This window comes from Streptomyces sp. NPDC013157, from assembly GCF_042899865.1.
Classification (GTDB): domain Bacteria; phylum Actinomycetota; class Actinomycetes; order Streptomycetales; family Streptomycetaceae; genus Streptomyces.
Genome location: NZ_JBIBAK010000033.1, coordinates 36,643 through 61,275 on the forward strand (window position 1 = coordinate 36,643; position 24,633 = coordinate 61,275).

The 24,633-nt window shown below is 68.5% G+C and carries 22 protein-coding genes and 4 pseudogenes; 13 read left to right on the forward strand and 13 right to left on the reverse strand.

All coding sequences use genetic code 11. The annotated features are described in order from the left end of the window. Positions 1-85: 85 nt before the first annotated feature. A pseudogene (locus ACFY6U_RS51395) lies at positions 86-1,470 on the reverse strand (carotenoid oxygenase family protein). A gap of 281 nt (positions 1,471-1,751) precedes the next feature. Here ACFY6U_RS51395 and ACFY6U_RS51400 point away from each other — a divergent pair. Continuing rightward, positions 1,752-2,308 (forward strand): annotated as a pseudogene (locus ACFY6U_RS51400) (IS5 family transposase); the annotation flags it as partial. 1 nt (position 2,309) lies between these two features. Continuing rightward, on the forward strand, positions 2,310-2,570 hold the full coding sequence (locus tag ACFY6U_RS51405; RefSeq protein ID WP_390049966.1) for a helix-turn-helix domain-containing protein: 261 nt from the start codon (positions 2,310-2,312) through the stop codon (positions 2,568-2,570). 300 nt (positions 2,571-2,870) lie between these two features. Here ACFY6U_RS51405 and ACFY6U_RS51410 read toward each other — a convergent pair whose 3' ends face one another. From ACFY6U_RS51410 to ACFY6U_RS51430, 5 genes are all read right to left on the reverse strand, one after another. After that, positions 2,871-3,023: a hypothetical protein gene (locus ACFY6U_RS51410; RefSeq protein WP_390049968.1), complete on the reverse strand. Its 153-nt coding sequence runs from the start codon at positions 3,021-3,023 to the stop codon at positions 2,871-2,873. 244 nt (positions 3,024-3,267) lie between these two features. After that, positions 3,268-3,957: a TetR/AcrR family transcriptional regulator gene (locus ACFY6U_RS51415; RefSeq protein WP_390049970.1), complete on the reverse strand. Its 690-nt coding sequence runs from the start codon at positions 3,955-3,957 to the stop codon at positions 3,268-3,270. A gap of 393 nt (positions 3,958-4,350) precedes the next feature. Continuing rightward, positions 4,351-5,109: an SDR family oxidoreductase gene (locus tag ACFY6U_RS51420; protein WP_390049972.1), complete on the reverse strand. Its 759-nt coding sequence runs from the start codon at positions 5,107-5,109 to the stop codon at positions 4,351-4,353. Beyond that, the gene (locus ACFY6U_RS51425; protein ID WP_390049974.1) at positions 5,106-5,894 is read right to left on the reverse strand and encodes an enoyl-CoA hydratase/isomerase family protein; all 789 of its coding nucleotides are present in this window, start codon (positions 5,892-5,894) and stop codon (positions 5,106-5,108) included. Before ACFY6U_RS51425 ends, ACFY6U_RS51420 begins: the two co-directional genes overlap by 4 nt. Then, entirely contained in the window at positions 5,891-7,534 is a 1,644-nt protein-coding gene (locus tag ACFY6U_RS51430) for an AMP-binding protein (RefSeq protein WP_390049975.1), read from the reverse strand. The genes ACFY6U_RS51425 and ACFY6U_RS51430 overlap by 4 nt, the downstream gene beginning before the upstream one ends. Before the next feature lie 617 nt (positions 7,535-8,151). Here ACFY6U_RS51430 and ACFY6U_RS51435 point away from each other — a divergent pair. Beyond that, positions 8,152-8,409: a hypothetical protein gene (locus ACFY6U_RS51435; protein ID WP_390049977.1), complete on the forward strand. Its 258-nt coding sequence runs from the start codon at positions 8,152-8,154 to the stop codon at positions 8,407-8,409. Between the two features lie 188 nt (positions 8,410-8,597). On the opposite strand, the gene ACFY6U_RS51440 is transcribed toward ACFY6U_RS51435, so the two are convergent. Next, on the reverse strand, positions 8,598-10,241 hold the full coding sequence (locus ACFY6U_RS51440) for a CocE/NonD family hydrolase (RefSeq protein WP_390049978.1): 1,644 nt from the start codon (positions 10,239-10,241) through the stop codon (positions 8,598-8,600). Positions 10,242-10,512: 271 nt separating this feature from the next. On the opposite strand from ACFY6U_RS51440, the gene ACFY6U_RS51445 reads away from it, so the two are divergent. Then, complete coding sequence (locus ACFY6U_RS51445; protein WP_390049979.1) at positions 10,513-10,650, forward strand: hypothetical protein; 138 nt, start codon at positions 10,513-10,515, stop codon at positions 10,648-10,650. Positions 10,651-11,242: 592 nt separating this feature from the next. Here ACFY6U_RS51445 and ACFY6U_RS51450 read toward each other — a convergent pair. Together ACFY6U_RS51450 and ACFY6U_RS51455 are read right to left on the reverse strand one after the other, a co-directional pair. Next, positions 11,243-11,962: a hypothetical protein gene (locus tag ACFY6U_RS51450; RefSeq protein WP_390049980.1), complete on the reverse strand. Its 720-nt coding sequence runs from the start codon at positions 11,960-11,962 to the stop codon at positions 11,243-11,245. 157 nt (positions 11,963-12,119) lie between these two features. Next, positions 12,120-12,536: a nuclear transport factor 2 family protein gene (locus tag ACFY6U_RS51455; RefSeq protein WP_390049982.1), complete on the reverse strand. Its 417-nt coding sequence runs from the start codon at positions 12,534-12,536 to the stop codon at positions 12,120-12,122. A gap of 183 nt (positions 12,537-12,719) precedes the next feature. Between ACFY6U_RS51455 and ACFY6U_RS51460 the strand changes: the two genes are divergently transcribed. From ACFY6U_RS51460 to ACFY6U_RS51480, 5 genes and pseudogenes are all read left to right on the forward strand, one after another. Continuing rightward, positions 12,720-13,343 carry a TetR/AcrR family transcriptional regulator gene (locus ACFY6U_RS51460; protein ID WP_390049984.1) on the forward strand — a complete coding sequence of 208 codons (624 nt, stop codon included), beginning with the start codon at positions 12,720-12,722 and terminating at the stop codon, positions 13,341-13,343. A 108-nt stretch (positions 13,344-13,451) separates the two neighbouring features. Beyond that, entirely contained in the window at positions 13,452-14,417 is a 966-nt protein-coding gene (locus ACFY6U_RS51465; RefSeq protein WP_390049986.1) for a zinc-dependent alcohol dehydrogenase family protein, read from the forward strand. Positions 14,418-14,709: 292 nt separating this feature from the next. Continuing rightward, positions 14,710-15,552: an MBL fold metallo-hydrolase gene (locus ACFY6U_RS51470; RefSeq protein ID WP_390049988.1), complete on the forward strand. Its 843-nt coding sequence runs from the start codon at positions 14,710-14,712 to the stop codon at positions 15,550-15,552. Positions 15,553-15,618: 66 nt separating this feature from the next. Next, a complete protein-coding gene (locus tag ACFY6U_RS51475) occupies positions 15,619-16,572 on the forward strand; it encodes a D-2-hydroxyacid dehydrogenase family protein (RefSeq protein ID WP_390049990.1) in 954 nt (317 codons plus the stop codon). Between the two features lie 295 nt (positions 16,573-16,867). Next, positions 16,868-17,195: pseudogene (locus ACFY6U_RS51480) on the forward strand (metallophosphoesterase family protein); the annotation flags it as partial. A 469-nt stretch (positions 17,196-17,664) separates the two neighbouring features. On the opposite strand, the gene ACFY6U_RS51485 reads toward ACFY6U_RS51480, so the two are convergent. Continuing rightward, on the reverse strand, positions 17,665-18,777 hold the full coding sequence (locus ACFY6U_RS51485; protein WP_390049992.1) for an alkene reductase: 1,113 nt from the start codon (positions 18,775-18,777) through the stop codon (positions 17,665-17,667). Between the two features lie 113 nt (positions 18,778-18,890). Further along, positions 18,891-20,237, reverse strand: coding sequence for an aldehyde dehydrogenase family protein (locus ACFY6U_RS51490; protein WP_390049994.1), 1,347 nt, complete (start codon positions 20,235-20,237; stop codon positions 18,891-18,893). Between the two features lie 174 nt (positions 20,238-20,411). Here ACFY6U_RS51490 and ACFY6U_RS51495 point away from each other — a divergent pair, with 174 nt between their 5' ends. Further along, the gene (locus ACFY6U_RS51495) at positions 20,412-21,335 is read left to right on the forward strand and encodes a helix-turn-helix transcriptional regulator (protein ID WP_390049996.1); all 924 of its coding nucleotides are present in this window, start codon (positions 20,412-20,414) and stop codon (positions 21,333-21,335) included. 201 nt (positions 21,336-21,536) lie between these two features. Here the strand turns inward: ACFY6U_RS51495 and ACFY6U_RS51500 are convergent, their stop codons facing one another. Next, a complete protein-coding gene (locus ACFY6U_RS51500; RefSeq protein ID WP_390049998.1) occupies positions 21,537-22,145 on the reverse strand; it encodes a TetR/AcrR family transcriptional regulator in 609 nt (202 codons plus the stop codon). An 88-nt stretch (positions 22,146-22,233) separates the two neighbouring features. Between ACFY6U_RS51500 and ACFY6U_RS51505 the strand changes: the two genes are divergently transcribed. From ACFY6U_RS51505 to ACFY6U_RS51515, 3 genes are all read left to right on the forward strand, one after another. Beyond that, on the forward strand, positions 22,234-22,953 hold the full coding sequence (locus tag ACFY6U_RS51505) for an SDR family NAD(P)-dependent oxidoreductase (protein ID WP_390050000.1): 720 nt from the start codon (positions 22,234-22,236) through the stop codon (positions 22,951-22,953). Positions 22,954-23,200: 247 nt separating this feature from the next. Further along, positions 23,201-23,386, forward strand: coding sequence for a hypothetical protein (locus tag ACFY6U_RS51510; protein WP_390050002.1), 186 nt, complete (start codon positions 23,201-23,203; stop codon positions 23,384-23,386). 119 nt (positions 23,387-23,505) lie between these two features. After that, positions 23,506-23,955, forward strand: a complete 450-nt coding sequence (locus ACFY6U_RS51515) for a hypothetical protein (protein ID WP_390050004.1) — start codon at positions 23,506-23,508, stop codon at positions 23,953-23,955. Positions 23,956-24,190: 235 nt separating this feature from the next. Here the strand turns inward: ACFY6U_RS51515 and ACFY6U_RS51520 are convergent. Next, positions 24,191-24,502 (reverse strand): annotated as a pseudogene (locus ACFY6U_RS51520) (MFS transporter); the annotation flags it as partial. Between the last annotated feature and the right edge of the window lie 131 nt (positions 24,503-24,633).

Here is a 24,633-nt window from a genome sequence, read left to right on the forward strand (position 1 = left end):
TCCGGCGACCGGGGCGGCCGTGGGTGGGGCGTCCACTGACCGGCGGGAAGCTTCGTCGCTCCGCCAGGCAGTGGATGCCTGGGACTCAGGAGCCGCGTATGGCGGCGTCGAGATCAGCTGCGTCCGACCAACTGCCGTGGGTTGTCAGGGGAACTCGGTGGTTGAGCTTGATCCGGGCGATGGGCGCGGCTGTGAAGTCCTGGGCCTCCTGAACGATGACCTCGCTGCGGTCAGTGGTGGGGTCCCACCAAGTCGACAGCAGCCAGCCGTCGTCCTCGGCCGTGGCTCCGGGGCGGGGCACGAACTCAGGTTCGCTGGGGGAGGTCAGCACACCGTCGGCTGTCTGCATCGACGTCTCGCCCGTGAGGTAGTCGTGCTTGGCCAGGCCGTCGATGAACCAGTCGCCGGTTCCCCGTGTCGTCGCGTAGTAGCCGTATCGGTGGCGCTGGCCGGTCCGCTGATCGTTGATCCGGGGGAACTCACCGAGGATGTCGTTGACCTGGCTGTCCTTCGTCTTCCCGGTGGCGAGGTCGAGTTCCCAGCGCCAGGGGGTGGCGACAATGTTCTTGAACCAATAGTTCCAGTCCCCACCCGGCGGCGGTGACTCCAACTCCCTCCAGGTGGGGCCGAAACGGGGGGTGCGGTGCCCGTCGACGACGATCTTGGAGCCGTCCTGGTAGGCGTTGAGGAAGTGGGTCTCCGTGAAGGAGCCGGGCGCCTCGATCCACGTTACCTCGCCTGTCCTGCGATGCAGGACAGCCCAGCGGCACGTGTCCAGTGTTTCCGGCTCCCAAACCGTGGACGGGACACCCTTGAGATAGTGCTCGAAGCGGACCATCGCCGGATTCACCAGGAAGATCGCGTAGTCGGTGGTGACGGCGTAGTCATGGGTGAAGGTGGGGACGCCCAGGTCGACCGTGTGAAGGTCGAGGACCTGCCCGCGGCGGTCGGCCCGGAACCAGGTGACCGTGCCCCCCCTGTTGCCGAAGGTGAGGATGTCGCCGTTGGCTGGATCGATCTTGTGGTGGGCCGTCAGGGGGGGTCCGCTGCGTGCGGAACGTCAGCCTCGCAGAAGACCAGCAGGCGGTTGTCGAAGAGGGGCACGTGCGTGTTGGCGAGGTTTTTCGGAAAGGTACCGGGCGGCAGGGGGAATTCACTGGGGTTCATGAAACCGCCGTAGAGGGACCGGCCCTCCTGCCTCTCCCGCTGCAGGCCGACGGTCTCCACGTAGCGGTTGCGGTAGCTCGCCCTGCCGTCGCGCAGGAAGAGGGCGTGGACCATGCCGTCACCCTCGAACCAGTGGTAGCGGCTCGGATCCTTAGGCCGGTACATAGGGTTCGCGCCCACCCGGTACAGCGCACCGTTCAGCTCGTCCGGGAGCCGGCCATCGATCTCCAGATCGAATGCCTCACCCTCTTCTCGCCAGGGTGCGTAAGGCCCGTTGAGAAACATGTTGTTGGGGTCCCACATGGACACCCCTCCTTGTCATGAACGATGTGATCCTGAATTTCAGAACACGATCCCTATATTTAGGACTAGAGGTGAGCGTATGACTGGTGGTTCGAAAAGGTCAATCCTGCGCAGCCACAAGGTTCGAGGCGGAGTGAGTAACTCCTATGAATGTGAACCGAGTGGCCGCGTCTATGGTCAGGTGCCGCTTTCTGGGGCTACCGTCCCTCTTTGCAGGACCATCGTCCTAATCTGTGGATTACCTATGGCTGGGAGTATCACAACGCAGCCATTGAGATGAATTGTGGTCGCTCGTCGAGTCGTTGCTGCCTGAGCCGGCGCCGAAGGTGGTCGAGGGTCGGCCGCGGGTGCCGGACCGGCAGGCGTTGTGCGGGATTCTGTTCGTGCTGCATACCGGCATCCAGTGGGAGTACCTGCCGCAGGAGCTGGGCTTCGGTTCGGGGATGACGTGCTGGGGGCGTCTGGCCGCCTGGAACGAGGCCGGCGTGTGGGACGCACTGCACCTGGTGCTGCTGAACAAGCTGCGGGCCGCGAAGAAGTTGGACTGGTCACGGGCGGTGATCGACTCCTCCCACGTCCGGGCCGCCCGACCCGGCCCAAAAGCGGACCCAGCCCGGTCGATCGCGCACGGCCGGGCAGCAAGCACCACGTCGTCACCGACGCCCAGGGCATCCCGCTCGCGGTGTCGCTGACCGGCGGAAACCGCAACGACGTCACCCGGCTCCTGCCCCTGCTCCACAAGATCCCGGCCGTCGCCGGAGTCGTGGGCCGGCCCAGACACCGGCCCGACGCGCTCCTTGCCGACCGCGGCTACGACCACGACAAGTACCACCACCGACGTGCACCGCCTGGACCAGGTGCCGGTCACCCATCCCTGGGTGATCGACACCCCCCAGGCAGTGCTCGACCAGGCGAGTCTGCGGCAGGCCGCGACCGGCCTCCACCTCCACCACTCGACCCTGCAAGAACGCCTGTCCTGGCTGTCGACCCAGCTCGGCTACGCGGTCACGAAGCCCGGCGGACGCCAACGCGCCGCAGTCGCCGTGCTCCTGTGGCGGATCGCCCGCAGCGAGGACGAAAGCGCCGACGGCGACGGCTGAGAGAACCGACACGGCCCGCTCGTGCACGGCTCCGGCATGGCCGTTCCGGTGGATTTGCAAAGCCGGGTGATGCGCAGCCCGTGCGCGATGGCTCCGCAAGCGAGGCATCCGCCACCGCATCGCCCGCAAAGGCATCGAAGAGCAAGATCCAGAGAACGAGCCGTTGCGGTTCGTGTCCTTCGAGGACAACCTGTTGTGGCAGAACGTGGGACTGCGCGGGGAGGTACCGGAAGGCGGGGCTGACCCGGCGTGGCGGGGACGGCACGGCGAGCGCAACGCCCTGTTCGCCGATGGTCTTGTTCACAGCGGGATGCGGCTGGGTGAGGGGTCCCTGCTGGTGCCCGAGATGCCCCCGCCGGGCGGGCTGGGGGAGTTCAGGGTGGCGGGGGCGGCGGCCAAGCGGCGCAGGGCCGCCGGGTGTTCCTGCCGCCGCGCAAGGTGCACCAGTTTCACCAGTTCCTGTCCGTGTCCCAGTCACCCACGTGCGCCCCTCATGTAGTGAAAGCCGGACCGTCCACGACGTGACAGCGCAACGTGCCGACGCTCATCGGCGCCAAGTCGGTCGGGTCTCTGACGCGCGCCTGTGTCGAAAACGGGTCCGAGGTCTGCCCTCGGAAGGCATTGAGAGCGCACGTCGTGGGATGCGGGGGTGGTGCCTGTCAGAGACGATCCGGGAGGTGCCCCCCTTCCTCGGGCTTTACCTGGGCGCCGAGACCTGGCCCCCGGGCGAGCGCATAGCTGTGGACGGAGGCTCGAATGCGCCCTGCTCCGAACTGAGCCCGTCCAGCAGGAGGTCACCGAGCTCGGAGAACGCGTCGCCGGCGGTCAGGCCGGTCCTCTCCAGGAGGACACCCGACTGGACCGCGTCGATGGTGACCGCCACGACCTGGGCGGCGAAATGGCCATTGAGCGCGCGGAAAGCGCCGGTCTGCACGCCCTCCTCGATCAGTTCGTGAACCCGGCGCGCCGCTGCGGCGGAGTTCGTCCGGTAGATCTGCGCCGTCGGTTCGTAGCCCACCATGTCGTCGTAGAAGGCGTTGGAGTGGCGGCGCATGGCCGTGCCGACGCCGGCGAGATAGACCCGGATGCGCTGCCTGGGGTCGGGCTCGGCCTGGACAGCCCGTTCGATTTCGGCGGTCGCATCCCGGAAGAAAGCACGGGTGACCGCCAGGACCAGCTGTTCCTTCGTGGAGGCGAGGCTGTACAGCGTCGCCTTGGAGCACCCCAGTCGCTGGGCGAGCTCATCCATGGTCACCGCGGTGAAGCCTTCGGTCAGGATGATCGTCTCGGCCTGGCGCAGCAGTTCGTCCCGCCGGCGGGTGTCGACGACCCGCCTGCGCGCACTTCGGCGCGGGCGTCGGTCACGCGAGTCAGTTTGGGCCGTCACCGCAGCAGTCCCCCATGAGCTTCTCCGCCGGAAGCGGCGGGTGGTCGTCCAGGCCGGAAGGCTTCCGACCCTTCCAAATGGGTACTATCGTACCGTCTAACGTACCGTACCCGCCCGGAGTGCCCCCGTGAGCGACGTTCAGACAAGGGTGTCGGAACAGGCGATGTCCGCAGCAGCGGACCGCAGTCCCATCGATGAGGACCTGGCCCTCTTGAGCCTCCGGATCCGCAAGCTCTCGTACCACCAGGGTCCAGGACCCTCGAACGCGGTGACGAGTACACCCTGCATCAGTACCTCCGGTCCCATTGTCACTACGGCCCGGTCAGCGTGGCTGGGCCGGACGACGACGGCTCATGCAGCGGTTGATCGCCTGCTCGTCCGCCCTGTTCGCGCTTACCGGATGGAGGATCCGATGGAGATGCCGCCGTCCACGTCCAGGACGACACCGGTGATGTAGCCGGCGGCTTCGCTGGCGAGGAAGGCCGCGGCTTCGGCGATGTCCTCGGGCTTGCCTGTGTGGCGCATGGGGATCTTGTTGGTGAGTTTGTCGCGTGCGGGGCCGTTCATGGAGGCGAGCATGGGGGTCTCGATGAGGCCGGGGGCGATGGCGTTGGCGGTGATGCCGTGGCGGGCGCCTTCGAGTGCGAGGGTGCGGGTCATGCCGACGATGCCGGCCTTGGCTGCCACGTAGTTGGTCTGGCCGAAGTTCCCGCGCCATGACATGGAGGAGAAGCTGACGATGCGGCCGTAGCCCTGGCGTTTCATGGGGCCGAACGCGGCCCGGGCGCAGTGGAAGCCGCCTGTGAGGCTGACGCCGACGACTGCGTGCCAGTCCTCGTCACTGATGTCCTCAACGCGGTTGTCGCGGATGATGCCCGCGTTGTTGACCAGCACGTCGAGGCGGCCGAGTTCGGCGGTGACGCCGTCGATCCAGGCGTTGACGCGGGCGGAGTCGGTCACGTCCACCACGTCGGTGCGGAGTTTCGTGTCGTGGGCGTCGGTGATGGTTTCGGCGGCGGCGGTGAGGGCCTGTTCGTTGACGTCGGCGAGCGCGACGGTGGCGCCTTCAGCGGCGAACCGGGCTGCCATGGCGAGGCCGAGACCCTGTGCGGCCCCGGTGATGGCGACGACGCGTTCCTGGTAGCGGTTCACTTGGTGTCTGCTTTCGTGGTGGGGGGAGTGAGGAAGTCACGCAGGGCGTCGGCCACCGAGCTCGCCGGCCAGTTGTCGGCGAAGACGGCCAGTTCCTCGCGCAGGGCCTGCTCGGGGGGCATGCCGTCGATCCGGTGCAGCAGTGTCTTGAGGTGTTGCTGGGCGGGGCTGTGGCGGTCGGCCAGCTGGTGGCAGACGCGGGTGGCGGTGGCGTCGAGGTCGGCCGCGGGCACGATCGCGTGGATCCAGCCGGTGTGGGCGAAGGCGGTCGCGGGGAGCAGTTCGCCGGTGAGCAGGAGCCAGCGGGACAGGCCCCGTCCGACCGCGTCCGGCAGCCGGACGCTGGATCCGCCGGCCGGTACCAGGCGCCGGTTGAGGTGGCCGTCGCCGATGAGGGTGGTGTCGGCGGCGACGACGACATCGCAGGCCAGGGCGAGTTCGAGGCCCCCGGCGACGGCGTGACCGTGGAGCACGGCGACCCATGGTTTCGGGCTGGCCGCGATACGGCTGAAGCAGGCCGACACGTCGGTCAGGAAGTCGACCGGGTTGTCGCCGCGGTCGTGCAGTTGGAGGAACTGGTGGAAGTCTCCGCCGGCGCAGAAGCTCGGCCCCCTCCCCGCCACCGCGACGACCGCCGTATCGGGATCGGCCTCGGCGCTGGTGATCTGCTTGTCCAGGGCTTCTACGAGGGTGATGTCGAGGGCGTTGCGCCGCTCGGGGCGGTTGAGCAGCAGCCATCGGACGGGGCCGCGTTGCTCGACGATGAGGGGATCGGTGTCGGTCACTGTGCCTCTCGGCTGGAAAGTTCGGTGCGTCGGCGGTTGCGCAGCAGGTAGCGCTGGGTCTTGCCGCTGGGCGTCTTGGGCAGGGCGTCGATGAAGTGGATCGTGCGTGGGTAGGCGTGGGCGGCGTAACGGGTCTTGACCAACTGCTTGAGCTCGGTGGCCAGTTCCGGTGAGGCGTCGTGGCCGTCGCGGAGGACGACGTACGCCTCGATGACCTCGCCGCGGACGTCGTCGGGTGCGCCGATCACGCTGCACTCGGCGACCGCAGGATGCTGGGCGAGGACGCTCTCGATCTCGAACGGCCCGATCCGGTAACCGGCCATGATGATGACGTCGTCGTCGCGTGAGGAGAAGAAGAAGTCTCCGTCCGCGTCGACCCGTCCGGCGTCGCCCGTGAGGTAATAGCGGCCGTCGGGGGTGAACTTGGAGCCACTCTGCCCGGGGATCTGGTAGTCGCGGAAGGTCATCAGCGGGCTTTCGGCGACGTCTATCGCGACCCGGCCGAGCACGCCCGGTCCGGCCGGCTCGTCCTTCTCGTCGGCCAGGACGGTGAGGCTCCAGCCGGGTACCGGCCGACCCATCGATCCCGTCTTGAGGGGACGGGCGAGTTCGGGGTGGTGGTGGTTGGCTAGGGGCATGCCGACCTCGGTCTGGCCGAAGTGGTCGTGCACGGCCAGGCCGAGCGCGGTGCCGGCCCACTCGTTGACCTCGGGGGTCAATGGCTCCCCCGCGCTGGATGCCCGTTCCAGGCGCAGCCCTTGCGGTACGGGTATCGATGAGGAGCGCAGACCCCGGTAGACGGTGGGGGCGGCGGTGAAGTCGGTGACCTGGTGGTCGGCGAGGGTGCGCCAGGTCGTCTCGGCGGAGAACCCGCCGGACAGCAGCAGGCTGGGGATGCCGGCGGCCAGCGGCGCGACGATGGCGGAGTACAGTCCGTAGGCCCAGCCGGGGTCGGCGGCGCACCAGTAGCTGCTGTCCGGGGTGACGCCGAGACCGTATTCCAGGTAGATCTGCCAGCCCGCGATGTAGGAGACGGGGTGGATGACGCCCTTGGGCTTGCCGGTGGTGCCGGAGGTGAACATGTGCACCAGCGGTCCTTCCCCGCTCGTGGTGACGGCGGGGACCGGCTCGGGGGACGCGGCCGCGACGAGGTCGGCCAGCGACAGGTCACCGCGCGACGTGCCAGTTCCGGTGACGACGATGCGGCGCTGGGGGTCGCCCGGCATGTCGGGGCCCGGGTCGAGCTTGTGGCGCTGGTCCGGGTCGACGACGACTACATGCGCACCCGCGCCCTCCAGACGCAGGGCGATGGCCTGGGGCGCGAACGCGGTGAACAGCGGGACGTAGACCGCGCCGAGCCGCCAGATCGCGAGGATGACGGTGACCAGGTCGGTGCTCTTGCCCATCAGGGTCGCCACCCTGTCACCCGGACCGACGCCAAGCCCCTGCAGCGCCCGGGCGTACCGGTGCGAGTTTGCGGCGAGATCGCCGTACGGCAGCGTCGAAGCCTTGCCGCCGCCGTCGACCACGGTGAACGCTGTGCGGTCGGCGGGGTGCCGGTCGCACAGCAGCCCAGCCACGTCGAGGGACGGAGCCGCGAAGACCGCGGTCAGCTCGGAGACCCGGTCGGCGGCGCTCACGACTGGTCCTTTTATCTCGTACAGGTGCTGCATCGGTGCTCCTCGTCGAGCTGGCGGCATTGCCCCGGATGTGGGTACGTTAGGAGGTACGTCCGTACCCTGTCAATTACCACGTGAACGCTGACCTCTGGTGATTCGCCGTAGGCAACGGTGTCGGCGACGGGGGCCGGTCGCTGTCGACGCCCTCCCCGGGCCGTGAGGGAAGGGCAAGCAACGGGTCATGTTCGCACTGCCGCGGACATGACTCGACAGCCTGATCGAGGAGCGGGCCTCGGTCGCGGCCGTGGTCCGGGCGACGGCAGTGCTGGCGGGATGCCCCGCCGGCCTACACGACACCGACCGGGGGATCACCCGTCGCTACGACTCCCAGGGGCACCCGCTGCCCGAGGCGGAGAGTCGATCCTGGGCACGGGTGGCGTGCAGTCGGACGCTGGACCCGCCGGGATGTACCAGGCGGCGGTTGAGGTGGCTGTCGCCAATGAGGGTGGTGTCGTCGGCGACGACGACGTCGCAGGCCAGGGCGAGTTCGAGGCCGCCGGCGACGGCGTGCCCGTGCCGATGACCCTGCCAGCAGAAACCGTACCCGGGCCCGGGCCTTGGCGACCTTCGCCAGGATCATGTCGTCGACCGCGGTCAGGGTCCGGTGGAGCGTGGAGTCCGAGGCCGGCGTCCCGAACCCGGTCGGCTGGTGCGCCCACAACCGTTCGGCGTCGGCCGGGTTCACCGCCCCCAGGACGATCCCGATCGCGGTGCCGACCAGCGTGACACCCCGATCCCGCCAACCCGCCGTGGTGCTGGACGGCATGGCCTGCGACAACGCCGCCGTCAGCCCGGTCCGGTCCGCGCAGGCCCGCAGCAGCACCGCCTCCGCATGACCGACCGGGTTCTTCGCGCTTGCGGACACGGCCGGCCGCCGGTCCCGTCCGACAGTCTTCGACGCCGAAAGGGTGCACCCGATTCTGCAGGGATCCTGACGTAGACACTCAGATCCTTGCAGGCCGGGCGCACCCTTTCTCGATCTTCGACAAGATCACTCGGTGACAGCTGAATCACCGAGGCCGGGTCACTGGGGGATCACCGGCAAGATGATGTGGGACGGTCGCACGTGGTCGCGGAAGATCCGCTGGTGGGCGGTGCGGAAGGTGGTCGCCTCGTGGGCGGGTTCGCCGGTGTTGGGGTTGCGGTCCCACCGTGGGAAGTTGCTCGAGGTGACGTGCACCCGGATGCGGTGCCCGGCGAGGAAGACATTGCTGGTGGACCACAGGTCTACGTCGTAGGCGCCGACGGAATCGGGTTCCGCCTGGATTCGGATGATGCCGTCGGCGAGATTGCGTGACACGCCCTTCTCGTCGACGTCGCACAGCCGCACGACCCAGTCCGTGGACGGGGCGTCGGTGGCGGCGTACAGCCGCATGCGGATTCGGCCCGTGACCTCGAGGTCGGTGGTGAGCGGTTCGCTGGTGTACACCAGGACATCGTCCCGGGCCTCCGCTGCGGCCTGGTCGAACGGTCCCGCCGGGAACTCGGGGGACATGAACAGGTTGCCGCCGCGCGTGATCACCGGATCGGCGGGGTCGTAGGTGTAGTCGTCGGGCGTCTCGCCCAGTTCGGGCGCCGGTTCATTGGTCGCGAGGCCGCCGCCGGGCTGCAGGAACCACGGCGTGTCCACGGCCCGGCTGAGCGGCCATTCGTTCTCATCGCGCCACACGTTCGTGCCCATCACGAAGATCTTGACCGGTGGCTCCTCGAGCATGCCGGTGTCATGGCCCTTCAGCCAGTGGTCGAACCACCGCACCTCCAGGTCGGTGAGGGATGTGCCGAACATGCTCGTCGGTGCGGTGCCCAGGCCGTAGTTGACCTCACCGGTCACGCCGCCGCCCGAGGTGTGCAGGCCGGTGTGCTGCGAGGGCCCGATCACCAACTTGGCGGTGTTGCCCGCTGCCAGGTTGTCGACGTGGTTGTCGAGCGTGCCCTGCAGGAAGACGTCGTACCAGCCGGCGACGCTGAGCGAGGGAACAGCGATGTCATGATGCTTGCCGCGGACGCGGTGCGGAAAATCCGCGCCGGGATCGGCTACGGCGGCCTGGGTGCCGATATCCGGACCGCCGTAGCGGTCGATGAGCGGCAGTTTTCCGGTGGGGAGTTCCCAATAGCCGCGATCCCGCAGCCCGTCGAAGTCGGTGACGAGTGAGTGGAACGCCGCCCCCAATTCCATACCGGAATGCAGGCGCGGCAGGTGACTCGCACCGGTCATCAGCGTCCAGACCGCGTTGAGCCCCAACTCGGCCGCGCCGCCTCGCCGGTGGATGCCGTCCAGGGGTTCCGACCACGTCATCACGGGCGTGATGGCCCGCAGCGCGGGTGCGCCGGAGATCGCGGCGGTCCACTGTGTGCTGCCGGTGTAGCTCATCCCGAACATGCCGACGAGCCCAATACTGCCGGGAATCTTCGCGGCCCATTCGACGGTGTCGCGGCCATCGGAGACCTCGAAGTCAAACGGCTTCCAGGCGCCCTCCGATGCGAAGCGGCCGCGGGTGTCCTGCAGCACCACGATGTAGCCGTGTGCCGCGACGCTGAGCACGTCGATGAAATCCTTGGTGATGAACCCACGTTTGCCGTAGGGGCTGCGCTGCACCAGGACGGGCCAGGGGCCTTGGCCTGTTCCGGGCCGGTACACGTCCGCGCGCAGGATCGTGCCGTCGGACATGGGCACGTCGACGTCGTAGTCGATGAGGATATCGGACATTTCACTTCCTTCAGGGTGCTGAGGGTGGAGGTGGCGAGGCCGGTTGACGCCGCAGAGTCGCCGGCGGTCTGCCATCGGCATCGTCGACGGCACGAGACAGCCCGCGCGCGACGACGCTTCGGCCTCCTCACCGCCCCGGAAGACGATATCGGGTACGTTGGAAGGCGCGTTCGTACCCTGTAAGTTACCGCGAGAAGGCTTCCGCGAGAAGGCCCACCTCTTGTGATTCGCCGTGGGCGAGGGTGTCGCCGACGGGCGCTGGTCGCCGCCGACGTCTTACCGGGGCTGTCAGGGCAGGGCGCGGCCGGAACTGTTCTACGGGCTGGGCGCCGAGGGCTACACCGACTACCCCTTCCTCGAAGCGGCTTGAGGCCCACTCTCACGCCTGTCCATGCGGCAGCCCCACTCACCCATGGACAGGCGTCCGACCGGCGACACCGTGCCCGCCCCGTTGAGCCCGCGGTCGGAGCCGGGGGGTGTACCGAAGAGCGCCATCGCTCAAGATCAATCTCGGGCGCCAACCTCGGTTCCGTTGATCAAGACCAAGCGACCGCCTCATGATGGCGTCGCTGCGCGTCGCTGATCGCGAGTCTGCGGTGCTGCTGTCCGGTCCGGAGTAGTTGCCGGTGCGCTTCGTCGGGCACCGCCCTCGTCGTCCGGGCCGCGCATCCGCCCCGGCGTCGGTCGCTCAGGCGGCGAGGGCGGTGCGGCCTGCGGCGTAGACGCGGGCGACCTCGACGACGCGCTTGCCGAGTTCGGCGGCGGTGGCGAGGTCGGCCTTGTGTACGCCCTCGGCTCCCTGGTCCTGGTTGCTCTGGGCGGCGGCGCCGACGCCGCCAGGTCCCGCGCGAGCATCCAGCCCGCCCCCGCCGGTTGTTGGAGCCGGGCCGGGGGTTGTGGAGCACCTCGGTCGGCCCGGCCGTCTTCGCGAGAGGGCGGTGCCGAACGGTCCCGTGGCGTGGTCAGGCGACAGAGATCTCGTTCAGGTCGATGGTGATCAGCGTCGGCTCCGGCAGGACCCGCCCGTCCGCCGCCAGGGGCAGCACGTACCGGTGGGTCGGGAAGACCAGCCCCGACACGGTCTCGTGCTTCTCCGACAGATGCGCCGCCGGCGGGCTGCCGAGCACCTCGGCAGCGTAGTCATGGCGTCGCAGCAGGCCTGCGGCGTCGTAGTGGAAGATCTGCTCTGTGGCGTGGGTTGCGAGGGTGTCGGGGAACGTCGCCCGCAACCGTCGCAGATCCCGGCCGGCCTCGGTCCAGGGCTCCAGTTCCTCCACCACGACGCCGGGGAGCGTCAGCAGGTAGGGGGCGGTGAGGTAGTTCCACATGGCGTAGCCCGCGAAGTACAGCACGTGGAGATCGTCCCAGGGGGTGTCCTGGTCCTGGGAGGTGAAGGCATCCCGTGGAGAGGTGCGCTCAGCGACGACCTCTCCGTCCCTCCGCTCGATCGTGACGCGCTCGGGGGTGAAGACGCCCCGCAGGTCCGGGCCGGTGAAGCCTTCGAACACCAAGCGCTGCTGCTGCACATCGGCCGCCATGTCCGCCGTGGCGAGGATGCCCGGCCGGCCGCGGAGGTCCCACAGGACGCCGCCGATGGCCCCGCGGGCGCGGATCGTGCGCGCCTGTCGCCACTGGTCCAGGCCGCCATGGGCCTCGACAACAAGATCCAGCAAGGTGGTCAAAGCGAATCCTCATTCTGATCGATGTTCATGATGCCTCCGCGTGCCGGTGGCCCACAGTGGACCGGCACAGCGTCCGCCGGCCCGGCACGGCGAGGGTCGAGCCCCTCGCCGTCATGGCCCGCGCGGCGCGTGCCGCCCGCCTCGCCGGTCCGGTGCCTCAGGCCCGGCCGGCCTGCGGGTTGGTGAACATGTGGTTGCCCGCCACCGTGTCCTTCGCGGGCACTTCGTCCTGCAGGACGTCCCAGTGCTCCACCACCAGGCCCTCCTCGAAGCGGAAGATGTCGACCGCCAGGAGGGGCGTCTCGGTGCTGCCGGAGTACCTGCCGTGGATCATGACCAGGTCTCCCTCGGCGATGATCGCTCCCGGCTCGTACCGGCTGGCGTCGGGCAGGTCCGCGATGAACGTGCGCAGCCCGGCCCTGGCCGGCGGGATGAACGGGTTGTGCTGGAGGTGGTCGGGGTGCAGGTACCGGTCCAGCGCGGTGAAGTCCTTCGAGTTGAACGCGGTCGTCAGGAATTCGAGGACGGCGGCCTTGTTCCGCTCCGTCTCCGTCTTCGTTCGGCTCTGAGTCATCAGTCCTCCACAGGTTTGCCGACTGACGCGGCTTTGTTGACCGACTGGACCACAACGGAACCATGAAGTGGTCCAGTCGGTCAACAAAACGAGGAGCGTCAGGCGATCCCTCCGTGCCGGCATGGAGGGCTGGGTTGCCGACCATTGTGGTCCACCTGGACCACAATGAGGTATTGTGAGGTCATGGGGCGAAACCGAGGCTTCGACGAGACCACCGTGCTCGATGTCGTCCGCGACCGGTTCTGGACCACCGGATTCGACGGCACGTCCACCTACGACCTCATGGAAGCGACCGGCCTGGGCAAGGGCAGCATCTACAAGGCGTTCGGCAACAAGCACTCCCTTTATGTGCGCGTCTTCTCCGACTACTGCCAGGGCCTCGTCGCCCAGGCCCGCGAGGAGCTGCGGGAGGGCCCGCACGCGGTGCTCACCTCGCCGATGGCCCGCCTGGAGCGCTACGTCGCCTCACTCGTCGACGCCTTCGCGACCGAGTCGCCCCGCCGGGGATGCTTCCTCAGCAAGGTCACCGCGGACCGCGCCGGAGAGGATGACACGGTGGCGGCCACGGCCCGTCGCGCGTTCGAGGATCTCGCCGGCGCCCTCGCGTCCGCGATACGCGACGCCCAGGACGCGGGAGAAGTGGCCGAGCATGCCGACGCCACGGCCCTGGGATATCTGCTGCTGAGCGTGATCAGGGGCATCGACAACATGGCCAAGGCGGGTGTCGACGGCACGACGCTCCGGCAGACGGCCCGGTCGGCGCTGGAGCTGATCCCCAGGGCGGACGCACCGTACGTGCGGCGCTGACATTCCCCCCTCTCGTCCGACGACGGACATGCCGCGGCGGACATAAGCAAAATGTGCATTTTGACTGTGGCGAAGAGCTCGCCGCCTCTCACCGGGAAGGGAGTCCCTATGCGTGCCGTCCAGATCACCCAGTTCGGAAAGCCGGAGGACGTCGTACGCGTCGTCGATCTCCAGGAGCCGAACGCTCCCGGCGCCGGCGAGGTCAAGGTCGCGGTCGAGTTCTCACCGCTGAACCTGCACGACCTCAAGGTCGTCAGGGGCGAGCTCGGGCGGCCACCGCTCCCGCTGGTCCTCGGCAACGAGGGTGTCGGCCGGGTTGTCGAGGCGGGCCCCGGCGTCGACACGCTCGCGGCGGGCGACCTGGTGGTTCTGCCGCTGTTCGCCGGTGCCTGGCGCGAGCGGCTGCTGCTGCCCGCCGACGGGCTGTTCCGACTGCCGGAAGGCAGCGTCGAGCAGTTCTCGATGCTGGGCAGCAATCCGCCCACGGCCGGTCTGATCCTGAGCGAGTACGCCGACCTGAGGCCCGGGGACTGGATCGTGCAGAACGCCGCGAACTCCGGCGTCGGACGTTCCCTGATCGCCCTGGCGAAGGCCCGCGGATTCCGGACGATCAACTTCGTCCGGGACGAGTCCGTGTTCGCCGAACTGACCGCGGCCGGCGCGGACATCGTCCGCCTCGACGGCGCGACGGCGGTCGAAGAGGTTCGCACGGCGATCGGCGATGCCCGGGTCGGGCTCGCCGTCGACTCGGTGGGCGGCGACGCTCCCGCCCGCCTGCTCGACCTGCTGTCCGAGGGCGGTGCGCTCGTCAGCTACGCCTCGGCGACCGGACAGCCGATGTCCGTCGACGCACTGACCCTGATCGGCAAGCGCGCGACGGTACACGGATTCTTCGCCGGCCATTTCGACTACGCGACAAAGGTGCTCCCCGTCATCCGCGAGGCCACGCCCCTGGTAGCGAGCGGAGCCCTGTTCGTTCCGCCAGGCGCCGTGTTCGACCTCGATGACATCCATACGGCGATCGAGCAGGTCGTCCGCGGCGGAAAGACCCTGCTCAAGGTGGCCCGGTCATGACGATCTCCGGAGGAACTCGCACCGTCGCGGGTCCCGCGCGGACGCGAGCCGAGCCGTAGCAGGGCGTTCGAAGCGGCATCAGGGCCATTCCGCCGGGGACGATGACAACCCGGCGCCTGGCCTGACCTGCCGGAACTCTCCAGACCACCGCGTGCACGCCGGCAACGCGCGCCACGGGTTTCCACCGTGGGATGTAGATCCACTGATCAATAGTGCTCACCCTCGCCAGGCAAACCGCCGCTCATTCGCGCGTTCGGTGAGGGGCAGCCCCCGCCACGAGAGAAGTATCGCGATGCCCGAACTGTCCTACGAAGTCCTCGTCTCTGACGGCGTTCCCCGGAAGATCGATCTTCAGCTGCCGAACGGCGACGGGATCGTGTCCTCGCCGATCTCATCCACCCTGATCACCGGAGAACGCGACGCGGTCCTGGTGGACCCGCCGCTGACTCACACCCAGATCGCGCAGGTCGCCGAGGGCTTGGCGCGCTCAGGGAAGCGTCTGGCGTACGTCTACGTCACCCACGGCCACCCCGACCACTGGTTCGGCACCGCGACGCTGCTGGAACAGTTCGGCGACGCCGACAGCGTGGTGTACGCCACCGAGGGCACCATCCGGCAGATGCGCAGCCAACTGGAGAGCAAGGACAAGGGGTTCGCGAAGACCTTCCCCGGAGTCCCGGAGAACACCCCGGTCCTCGCCGTGCCCGTGCCGACCGAGGGATTCCGGCTGGAGGGCCAAGTCCTCCGGGCCGTCGATACCGGTCACACCGACACCGACGACTCCAGCGTCCTGCACGTGCCGTCGATCGGTCTCGTCGTCGCCGGGGACGTGGTCTACAACGGCGTGCACCTAATGATGCTCGAAGGCGGTGACGGCGGCCTTCAGGCGTGGCTGGACGGCATCGACCGGCTCGCCGCACTCGATCCGCGCCACGTGGTCGCCGGCCACAAGAAGGCAGACCTGCCCGACGACCCGAAGATCCTGGACGAGACCCGGCAGTACCTGCGCGACGCGATCCGGCTCCTGGCCGGCAAGCCGGAGCCGCTGGAGTTCTTCGAGGAGATGTCGAAGCTCCACGGTGACCGGCTCAACCCGGGACCCCTTTGGTACAGCGCCCTGGGCCTGCTCGCCTGAGCCACGCCGCGTCGCCACCCCGCGAAGACAGGCGCATCACCTCGACGAAATACGGAGGTTGCCGACATGGCCACCCGCATGAAGATCGCGATCCTCGACGACTATCAGAACGTCGCGACGAGCCTGGCCGACTGGGGATCGCTCGTTGCCGAGGTCGTCGTTTTCACCGAGCCGTTCGCCGATGCCGACGAGGTGGTCCGTAGCCTCGCCGGGTTCGACGTGCTCGTGGCCATGCGGGAGCGCACGCGATTCCCGGCCGAGGTCCTGGAGCGGCTGCCCGACCTTCGGCTCCTGGTCAGCACCGGCCCGGCCAATGCCGCCATCGACCTTACGGCCGCCCACAGACTCGGCATCACGGTGTGCGGGACCCGCTATGAGTCCCACCCCACCATCGAGCACACCTGGGCGCTGATCCTCGGTGCCACGAGAAACCTGGTCGTCGAGGCGGAGTCGATGCGCGCCGGCGGCTGGCAGGTATCGGTCGGCGAGGGGCTGCACGGCAGGACTCTCGGCATTCTGGGCCTCGGTCGCGTCGGCTCCGGAGTAGCACGGATCGGACAGGCCTTCGGAATGGACACCATCGCATGGAGTCGGAACCTGACCCCCGAAACAGCCGCCGAGCACGGCGTGCGGGCGGTGACGAAGGAGCGACTCTTCACCGAAAGCGATGTGCTCTCGATCCACGTACTGCTCAGCAAGCGAACACGCGGGCTGGTCGGCGCGGCGGAACTCCGGTCGATGAAGCCCTCGGCCGTCCTGGTCAACACCTCACGCGGACCGGTCGTCGACGAGGTCGCCCTGATCGACGTCCTGCGTGAGGGCGCGATCCGAGCGGCCGCCCTCGACGTGTACGACACCGAGCCGCTACCCGCGGACCACCCGTTGCGGGCGCTGCCGAACGCGCTGCTCACGGGGCACGTCGGATTCGTGAACCGCGACTTGTACGAGATTTTCTATCAGGACTCCGTCGAGGACATCGCCGCGTTCCAGGCGGGTTCTCCCGTGCGGCTGATGAAGTAGGAGCCGAAGACGACGACCCGACCGACTCACACACCGCCTCTCTCCCGTGTGACGGCTCCGACGCGGTTCGTCACGGCGAACGGGATTCGGTACGCCTACCGGCGCTTCGGCGCCGAGACCGGCACACCGCTGATGTTCCTGCAGCATTTCCGTGGCGGCATGGATCACTGGGATCCTGCGGTGACGGACGGACTGGCCGCGAACCGTCCGGTCATTCTGTTCGACAACACAGGCGTCGCAAGCTCCAGTGGCCAGACCCCGGACACCGTGGAAGCGCAGGCCGATGACGCGGCGGCGCTCTCTGCCAGTACGCGGCCTGGGAAAGGTGCTGTTCTGTCACGCCACCCCTCGGGACGACGAGGAGGTCGTTCTGGTCGACTCACGCCTCGACCGTTGGCGAGAAGTCCTCAGCGGGCTTGACACCGGCATTCGCACGGTGGTCTGCGGGCACACACATGCCGTTCGTCCGCCTCGCCCACGGCCGACTTGTGATCAACCCCGGCAGCATCGGCATGCCCTACGGACGGGCCTGCGCCCACTGGGCGCTCCTGGGCCCCGGCGTCGAACTACGCTCCAGAGCCTTCGACATCGAGGCAGCCATCACGCAGGTCACCCAGGACTCAGCAGAGATTGTTCGGTCTCGACCAAGATGCCACGCCCGGTCAGCCGCTTGAGTTTCGGGCGGGTCTTGTTGATGTTGTTGGGCGCGATCTCCACGTCCATCGCCTCGCGGACCTGCCGTGCCCGCAGCGGGGCGTCGGCCGCGGCGAACTGACGGATATCGGCGAAGGACTGCCTTACGGAAGGCGGACCTGGTGGATGGGCCGCCGCCGGAGAAATGTCACAGGCGTCAGCTGTGGCCGAAGGCCGCCGCGGTGGCCACGCACGAGAGCGATGTGCTCGGCGAGGTCACCGAACGCAGGCTGCTGACCAGGAACCTGCGGACCGTCAACGCCCTGACGGATCCGACGGTCCTGGAGCCGGTGACCGCCGGTGTGAGCGCGGGCTCAAAGGGGCGGGCACGGTGTCGCCGGTCGGGCGCCTGTCCATGGGTGAGTGGGGCTGCCGCATGGACAGGCGTGACCGTGGGCCTCAAGCCGCTTCGAGGAAGGGGTAGTCGGTGTAGCCCTCGGCGCCCGGCCCGTAGAACAGTTCCGGCCGCGGCTCGTTCTCCGGGTGGCCACCCTGCCAGCGCTCGACCAGGTCGGGGTTGGCGATGAGAGCCCGGCCCACGACCACGGCGTCGGCGTGGCCGGCCTCGATCTGCTGGAGCGCCTGCTCGCGGTTGGTCTGCCCCCCGAAGGGGCCGTTGTTGACGATCAGCTTGCCGTCGAAGCGCCGCCGCAGCTCCTGTGCCAGGTCGCCGCCCGGCTCGGTGTGCAGTACGGAGAGGTAGGCCAGGCCCAGCGGGCGCAGTTGGTCCATCAGGGTGCCGTAGGTGGCCAGGACGTCGTCCCGGTCGGTCTCGAAGACGTCCCCGAGGACGACCTCCGGCGAGATCCGCAGCCCGACCCGCTCGGCGCCGACGGCCTGGGCGACCGCCGTGACGACCTCGACGACGAAGCGGGCGCGGTTCTGCGGCGAGCCGCCGTATCCATCGGTGCGCTGGTTGGCCGCCGGGGAGAGGAACTGGTGGAGCAGGTAGCCGTTGGCGCCGTGGATTTCCACGCCGTCCGCTCCCGCCTCGATGGCCCGGCGGGCCGCGGTGACGAAGTCCTCCAGGGCTGCCCGGATCTCTGCGGTGGTCATCGCTTCCGGTACGGGGTAGGGCTGCTCGCCCTTCTCGGTGAACGTCTTGTTGTCGATGGCGATCGCGCTGGGGGCGAGGATGCGGCGGCCGCCGTTGATGTCGGGGTGGGTGCCGCGGCCGGCGTGCATGATCTGCAGGACGATGCGGCCGCCCTCGGCGTGCACCGCCTCGAACACCCGCTGCCAGCCGGCCGCCTGCTCGTCGGTGGCGATGCCCGGCTCACCGACATACCCCTGCGACGCGTGGTCGGGGTAGGTGCCCTCGGTGATGATCATTCCGACGCTCGCCCGCTGCCGGTAGTACTCGACCATCAGGTCCCCGGGAATGCCGGAGGAACCGGCCCGGACCCGGGTCAGCGGTGCCATGACGACGCGGTTGGCGAGCTCGATCTTCCCGAGAGAGACGGGGGAGAAAAGTGACGGGACGGGCGAAACTTCTGAAGTGTTGACAGGCATGGGTTTCTTTCTCTCTGCAATAGGGAGGAAAACGGGATGAGGGTCTGCGGCGCAGGGGGGCCACGCTGTCCCGGCGGATCGGGGTGTGGGTGGTGTCGGCAGAACGCGCGAGGCTAGCTGAGCGGGACGTCCGCGACACCCTTGAGGTGGCTGAACGTCTCGAGGGAGTACCGGCCGTGGTAGCGGCCCATGCCGCTTTCGCCGACACCGCCGAAAGGCAGGCCAGTCATGAGCAGTTGCATCACCGGCTGGCCCCAGGCGACGCCGCCGGAGGACGTCTCGTTCACCAGGCGCGACTTGGTGGCCTCGGACTCGGTGAAGGCGTAGAGGGCGAGGGGCTTGTCGCGTTCGTTGATGAAGGCGATGGCGGCATCGAGGTCTTCGACTTCGACGACGGCGAGGATCGGGCCGAAGATCTCCTCCTGCATGACCGGTGATGCGGGGTCGACATCGGTGAGCACGGTCGGTGCGATGAACAGGTCGTCGCGGTCGTGCTGGCCTCCCACCGCCGGCCGGCCGGAGTCCAGCAGACGCGTGAGCCGGTCGAAGTGCCGCTCGTTGATGATCCGGCCGAAGTCGGCCGAGGTCTGCGGGCTGGTGCCGAACTGGGCTTCGACCGCCGCACGCAGGGCGGGGGCCAGTGCGGCGGCGGTGGCAGGATCGGCCAGAACGTAGTCGGGGGCTATGCACTGCTGACCGGCGTTGCCGAACTTGGCGCCGACCAGCCGCTTGGCGGTCTCCTCCACATCGGCGTCGGGCGCCACGAAGACGGGCGACTTGCCTCCGAGTTCGAGCGTGACGGGGGTGAGGTTCTTGGCTGCTGCGGCCATGACGATCCGGCCGACCGTGCCGTTGCCGGTGTAGAAGATGTGGTCGAAACGCTGTGCCAGGAGGGCCGTGGTCTCCTCGGCGCCCCCCTCGACCACGGTGAGCACGTCAGGGTCGAAGTACTCGCGCAGGAGGCGTGAGGCGACTGCCGAGGTGTGCACCGAGATCTCGCTCGGCTTGGCCACCACGGTGTTCCCGGCGGCCAGGGCGCCGATGATGGGGTCGATGAGAAGGTGCAGCGGGAAGTTCCAGGGAGCGATCACCAGGACGACCCCGAGCGGGTCGTACGTGGTGTAGGCGGTGGTCGTGGGACCGAAGTGGGCGGGAACCTCCACCGGGCGGGGCTGAAGCCAGCTCTCGAGAGTCGCCAGCGTCTCGTCGATGTCGGCGACGGTGAAGTCGATCTCCTGCGTCTTCGCCTCGGCGGGGTTCTTCCTCAGATCCTTCCAGAGCGCTTCGATCAGCTCCTGCTCGTTCTCGACCAGCAGGGCCCGCAGCCGCCGCAGCTGGCTGACGCGCCAGTCCAGTCCGCGGGTGACGCCGGTGTTGAACGTCGCACGAAGGCGGCCGACCACCTCCGCGGCCGTTTCCGTCTGATGCGTCCTCGACTCGGTCGCCTGTGTTGCGGTCATGGGGTGTGCTCCGTTCTTGATGCAAGCCACGCCCCGGCTGCCTTCCAGCCGGGCACAGTGGCCAGCGTGCGGGACGATCCGGTATTCACCCAGGTCACGGCTTGGTGTACATCCGCTGTGACTACCACTGACTGGTGCAGGCTGGTGTGCGTCCGACCGTGGATACTCGGAGGCATGGACGAATACCCCGACCCGGTGCACGAGCCCGCCGACGGCGCTCTGGACCCGCGTGCCGAGCTCAGTGAGTTCCTGCGCACCCGGCGGGCCCGGCTGAAGCCGGAGGACGTGGGCCTGCCGGATTTCGGGCGGCACCGGCGGGTGCCGGGGCTGCGCCGCGAGGAGCTGGCGCAGCTGGCCGGGGTGTCGGTGGGGTACTACACGCGCCTGGAGCAGGGCAACGGGCGGCACGTGTCGGCGGAGGTCCTCGAGGCCATCGCCCGCGCGCTCAGGCTGAGCGACGCCGAGCACGCCCACCTCACACACCTGGCGAAGCCGAAACAGCACAAGAAGAAGCCGGCCGGCCGCACCCAGCAGGTGCGGGGCCCCCTGCGGACGCTGCTGGACACCATGGAAGGCGGCCCGGCGATCCTCGTGGGACGGCGCTCGGACATACTCGCCTGGAACCGGATGGCCGCGGCGGTCTTCGGCGACTGGGCCGAGCTGCCCGCGCACGAGCGGAACTGGGCGCGGCTGGTGTTCCTCAGGCCCGAGTACCGCGACCTGTTCGTGGACTGGGAGCAAAAAGCGAACGACGTCGTCTCTCAGCTGCGCATGGACGCCGGCTCCCATCCCAACGACCCCCGGCTGTCCGCGCTCGTGGGCGAACTCTCGGTGAAGAGCGAGGAGTTCAGGCGGCTGTGGGCCGCCCACGACGTCAAGGACAAGTGCCACGGCATCCAGCGCCTGCACCACCCGCTCGTCGGCGAACTCGATCTCCGCCTCGAGTCGTTCCACCTGGCCGACGACCACGAACAGACGCTGGCGACGTACCACGCCGAACCCAACTCCCCGTCCGCGGAGGCACTACGACTGCTGGCCAGCTGGGGCACCGACGCGACAAGGACGGGAGCCGGGATGCCGCCGGCACGCACGGCTTGACGAACAGTTGATCACCGGTAGTTGACTGCGCGCCTCGGCCCCGGCACGTGCCGTCTCGCCAGCCCCGTCGCAGCGTCGGCATCCCGCGCCCCCGCGGAACCGCCCGCTACCGCCGCACCCGCAGCTCCTCCGCCCGTCGCGCCCGTCGCGCGAACCACGGAAAACCGAAGTACGTGCGCAGATCCCGGGCTGACTGGCTGACTACGGCTTTGGCCAGCTGCCCAACGCGAGGTTCGCGACCTGCAGCAGTTCAGGGCGGGAACTACCACTCGCGGCCTGGACGGCGATCCCATTGGCGACTGTTCTCAGGTAGAGCGCGAGAAGATGAGGATCTGTGGAAGGCGGAAGGTCACCGGCGTCCACCGCCTGTTGAAACCGGCGCGTCAAGTGGGCTATCCCGTCTTCACGCCATGCGATGAGTGCGTCTCGGACTGGGCGGCTGTCATCCCCGGTGGCCAACGCACCCTGCACGCCAAGACAGCCCGTGGGCAATCCCGGCATGGTTGCCGCCTCGACCGCCCCGTGGAGGACGGCAGTAGCCACTGCTCCGCTCGTGGGCTCTGCCAGAGCTCGGCCGAAGTAGGCGGTCAAGCCCTCGGTGTACCGCTCCAGCGCCTTGTAGAAGAGGTCTTCTTTGCTGCCGAACGCCCTGTACAGGCTGGGGCGGCTGATACCCATCGCCTCGGTGAGGTCGTCAAGGCTGGCACCCTCGAAACCCTTTGACCAGAACACCAGGACTGCACGATCGAGTGCCTCGTCGATATCGAACGCGCGAGGCCTGCCAGGAGGGACCGGTGTCGGCGAGGTCATTTCTTCATCCTACTCCTTCGGTACCGATCGGTACGGATGTGCTACGGTGTTTCGTACCAATCGGTACGCTATACAGAGGGGTGGGATCGTGTCACAGACCGTACTCATCACTGGTGGAACCTCAGGCATCGGCTTGAGCCTCGCGCAATCCTTCGTCGAGCTCGGGGCGTCTGTCGTCGTTTGCGGACGTTCGCAGGCTGCGCTTGACCGATTCGCGCAGGCACACCCGCAGGCGCTGGCCGTGCGGGCCGATGTGACGGACGCAGCTGACCGCGCAGCGTTGCTGCAAGCAATCGCTGATCGCTTCGGGCGTCTGGACGTGTTGGTCAACAACGCCGGTACGTTCGAGGAACGAGACTATGCTGCCGGCAAGAACCCCAATGCGACTCTCGATGCCGAGGTGGAGCTGAACCTCACCGCCCCCATCCACTTGACGGGTGAAGTGCTCGAGCGATGGCCAGGGCCCGACGCGATCGTATTCATCACCTCGGGGTTCGCTTTGGTCTCGCCCACTCGCGCGCCTACCCACGGCGCGGTGAAGGCCGGCCTGCACGGCTTTGCGGATGGCTTGCGCCGTCAACTCGCCCCGCAGGGCACCCATGTCCTCGAGGTCCTTCCACCGTCTACGGACACACCCATGAACGCCGCAGCCACGGGGAAGAAACTGACTCCCGAGCAGGTGGCGGCGGTCACGATGAAAGCTTTTCGGCGGGGGCGGAACATGGCATTCCCGGGTCAGACGAAAGTCATGCCCGCCATGCTGCGCATCGCGCCGGGCACACTACGACGCGTCGTCGCCGGGCTCTGAACCCCATAGGTACCCTTCCCTCCGCCCAGGCCGCGGCAGCCAACGCCGCATTGCGGATCGCGGTGTCCCCGGAAGGAGCACGGCTGCGCCGGCAGACACTCGGCGCCGCGTCGGCACTGCTGAAGCTCTGGCCGACCACGGACTGGCCTGCCTGGGCAGCCCGGGTCCGATCGTTCCGGCCGTCATCGGCGACGAACGCGTAGCACGCCTCACACACCGTAATCCGCGCCCGCGCGGAGTGGCGGCCATGGTCGTCGAATACCCCGTGGTGCCAAGCGGCTCCGCCAGACTGCGCCTACAGGTCATGCCGTCCCACACGCCCGAACAAGCCGGGCAGGCCGCCGCCGCGGTCGCCGCCGCGGTGTCCGAGGCCCGAACCGCCATCGACAGCCTCGACGCCGCTTCGGGCCTCGCCCGCCCCGACTCGCGCTGAAGCGTCCCAGGATGAGCGGCCTGCCGGCGTTCGACGCCGTCGTTGCGGACCGGGTCGAATTCCTGACCCGCCACCTCCTGAACAACTGACCGGCTCGTTCCGGATTGAAAGGATTCTCCATGTCCAAATTCCCCCTCCACCTGGTTCCTTCCCGCAGAGCGCTGACGACCGGGCGCTTCATCGTCGCGGCCACCCACTTGTTCACCCCGCGGCTGGCCGCGCGGCTTTTCCAGCTCACGGCTAGCGGTACCCCCGCGATCCCTTATGCGCGGATGTTCGCGATCCGCAACGCCGCTCTCGGGCTCGGACTGCAACGGATGGACAGTTTCACCCGGCCCCAGCAGCAGCAGTTCCTTGCCGTGAACATCGTCATGGACTCGGTCGATGCCGCCGCTTTCCTGGCTGCGGGCCTGCGGCGCGACGTCAGCCGTACCTCGGCCATGCTGTCCGCCGCCGTGGCTCTCTCTGCGGTGGTAGCCGGTACCACGGCCCTCATCGAGCACAGGCAAGCGGCCGCCCAAGAAACGGAGCCAACAGCGACGGCTCCATCGAACAGCGACTGGAAGTGACCGCACCGGCGTGGCACCGCAGCTGATCCACCGCACCGCCTCCATTGCCTGGAGGCCGCCGAGGACGGGTTGGCGGTCTCTGTCGAGTTCAGCATCGGGCGGATGAGGTTCTGGCGAAGACGTGGACGACGGTGTCCGGTGCCGTCGACGGTGAGGGCGGCCGGCTTCCCCCGACGGGGCCGGCCGGGTCACCGGCTGCTCGCACTGGTGGCGATCGCGTGGAGGACGGCGTGCGGATGCCGCCGGTGAGGGCGAGGACGGGGTAGCCGGAGGCGGAGACGACGAGGCCGGAGCTGAAGCCCCCGGTGGCGCCGGCGATGGCGACAGAGACGTCGGCCATGCCCTGGTTCTTGGCGCGGGTGGCCAGCGGCACGGCATCGGTGATCATCGCGGTGCCGGAGACGAGGCCCGGGTTCCAGCCCAGCCGCGGCAGGCGCCGCGACGGCGGTGATTTGATTCCGGCGGCGAGGAGGGTGAGGCCGGAGGCTGCGGCTATCGGTGTACGGCCGTACCGGTCGACGAGCCAGCCGGTCAGCGGGGAGGGCAATACGGACATCAAGTCACGTACCGCACTCTGAGAAATCCCAGTTGCCAGGGGGCGGCGGCGAGCGCGCCGGCCCCGGACCAGCTCGTGAGCCACAGGATCGAGGCGAGCGTCGCCCGGCGGCGGCCGAGAAG

Excerpts from the sequence above, each read along its gene's own strand:
- ACFY6U_RS51455 (WP_390049982.1), bottom strand. The coding sequence starts at position 12,536 with ATGACTCAGAGCCGAACGAAGACGGAGACGGAGCGGAACAAGGCCGCC.
- ACFY6U_RS51440 (WP_390049978.1), bottom strand. The coding sequence starts at position 10,241 with ATGTCCGACGGCACGATCCTGCGCGCGGACGTGTACCGGCCCGGAACA.
- ACFY6U_RS51485 (WP_390049992.1), bottom strand. The coding sequence starts at position 18,777 with ATGCCTGTCAACACTTCAGAAGTTTCGCCCGTCCCGTCACTTTTCTCC.
- ACFY6U_RS51475 (WP_390049990.1), top strand. The coding sequence starts at position 15,619 with ATGGCCACCCGCATGAAGATCGCGATCCTCGACGACTATCAGAACGTC.
- ACFY6U_RS51500 (WP_390049998.1), bottom strand. The coding sequence starts at position 22,145 with ATGACCTCGCCGACACCGGTCCCTCCTGGCAGGCCTCGCGCGTTCGAT.
- ACFY6U_RS51495 (WP_390049996.1), top strand. The coding sequence starts at position 20,412 with ATGGACGAATACCCCGACCCGGTGCACGAGCCCGCCGACGGCGCTCTG.
- ACFY6U_RS51490 (WP_390049994.1), bottom strand. The coding sequence starts at position 20,237 with ATGACCGCAACACAGGCGACCGAGTCGAGGACGCATCAGACGGAAACG.
- ACFY6U_RS51510 (WP_390050002.1), top strand. The coding sequence starts at position 23,201 with ATGGTCGTCGAATACCCCGTGGTGCCAAGCGGCTCCGCCAGACTGCGC.
- ACFY6U_RS51515 (WP_390050004.1), top strand. The coding sequence starts at position 23,506 with ATGTCCAAATTCCCCCTCCACCTGGTTCCTTCCCGCAGAGCGCTGACG.
- ACFY6U_RS51460 (WP_390049984.1), top strand. The coding sequence starts at position 12,720 with ATGGGGCGAAACCGAGGCTTCGACGAGACCACCGTGCTCGATGTCGTC.
- ACFY6U_RS51470 (WP_390049988.1), top strand. The coding sequence starts at position 14,710 with ATGCCCGAACTGTCCTACGAAGTCCTCGTCTCTGACGGCGTTCCCCGG.
- ACFY6U_RS51435 (WP_390049977.1), top strand. The coding sequence starts at position 8,152 with ATGTCGTCGACCGCGGTCAGGGTCCGGTGGAGCGTGGAGTCCGAGGCC.
- ACFY6U_RS51465 (WP_390049986.1), top strand. The coding sequence starts at position 13,452 with ATGCGTGCCGTCCAGATCACCCAGTTCGGAAAGCCGGAGGACGTCGTA.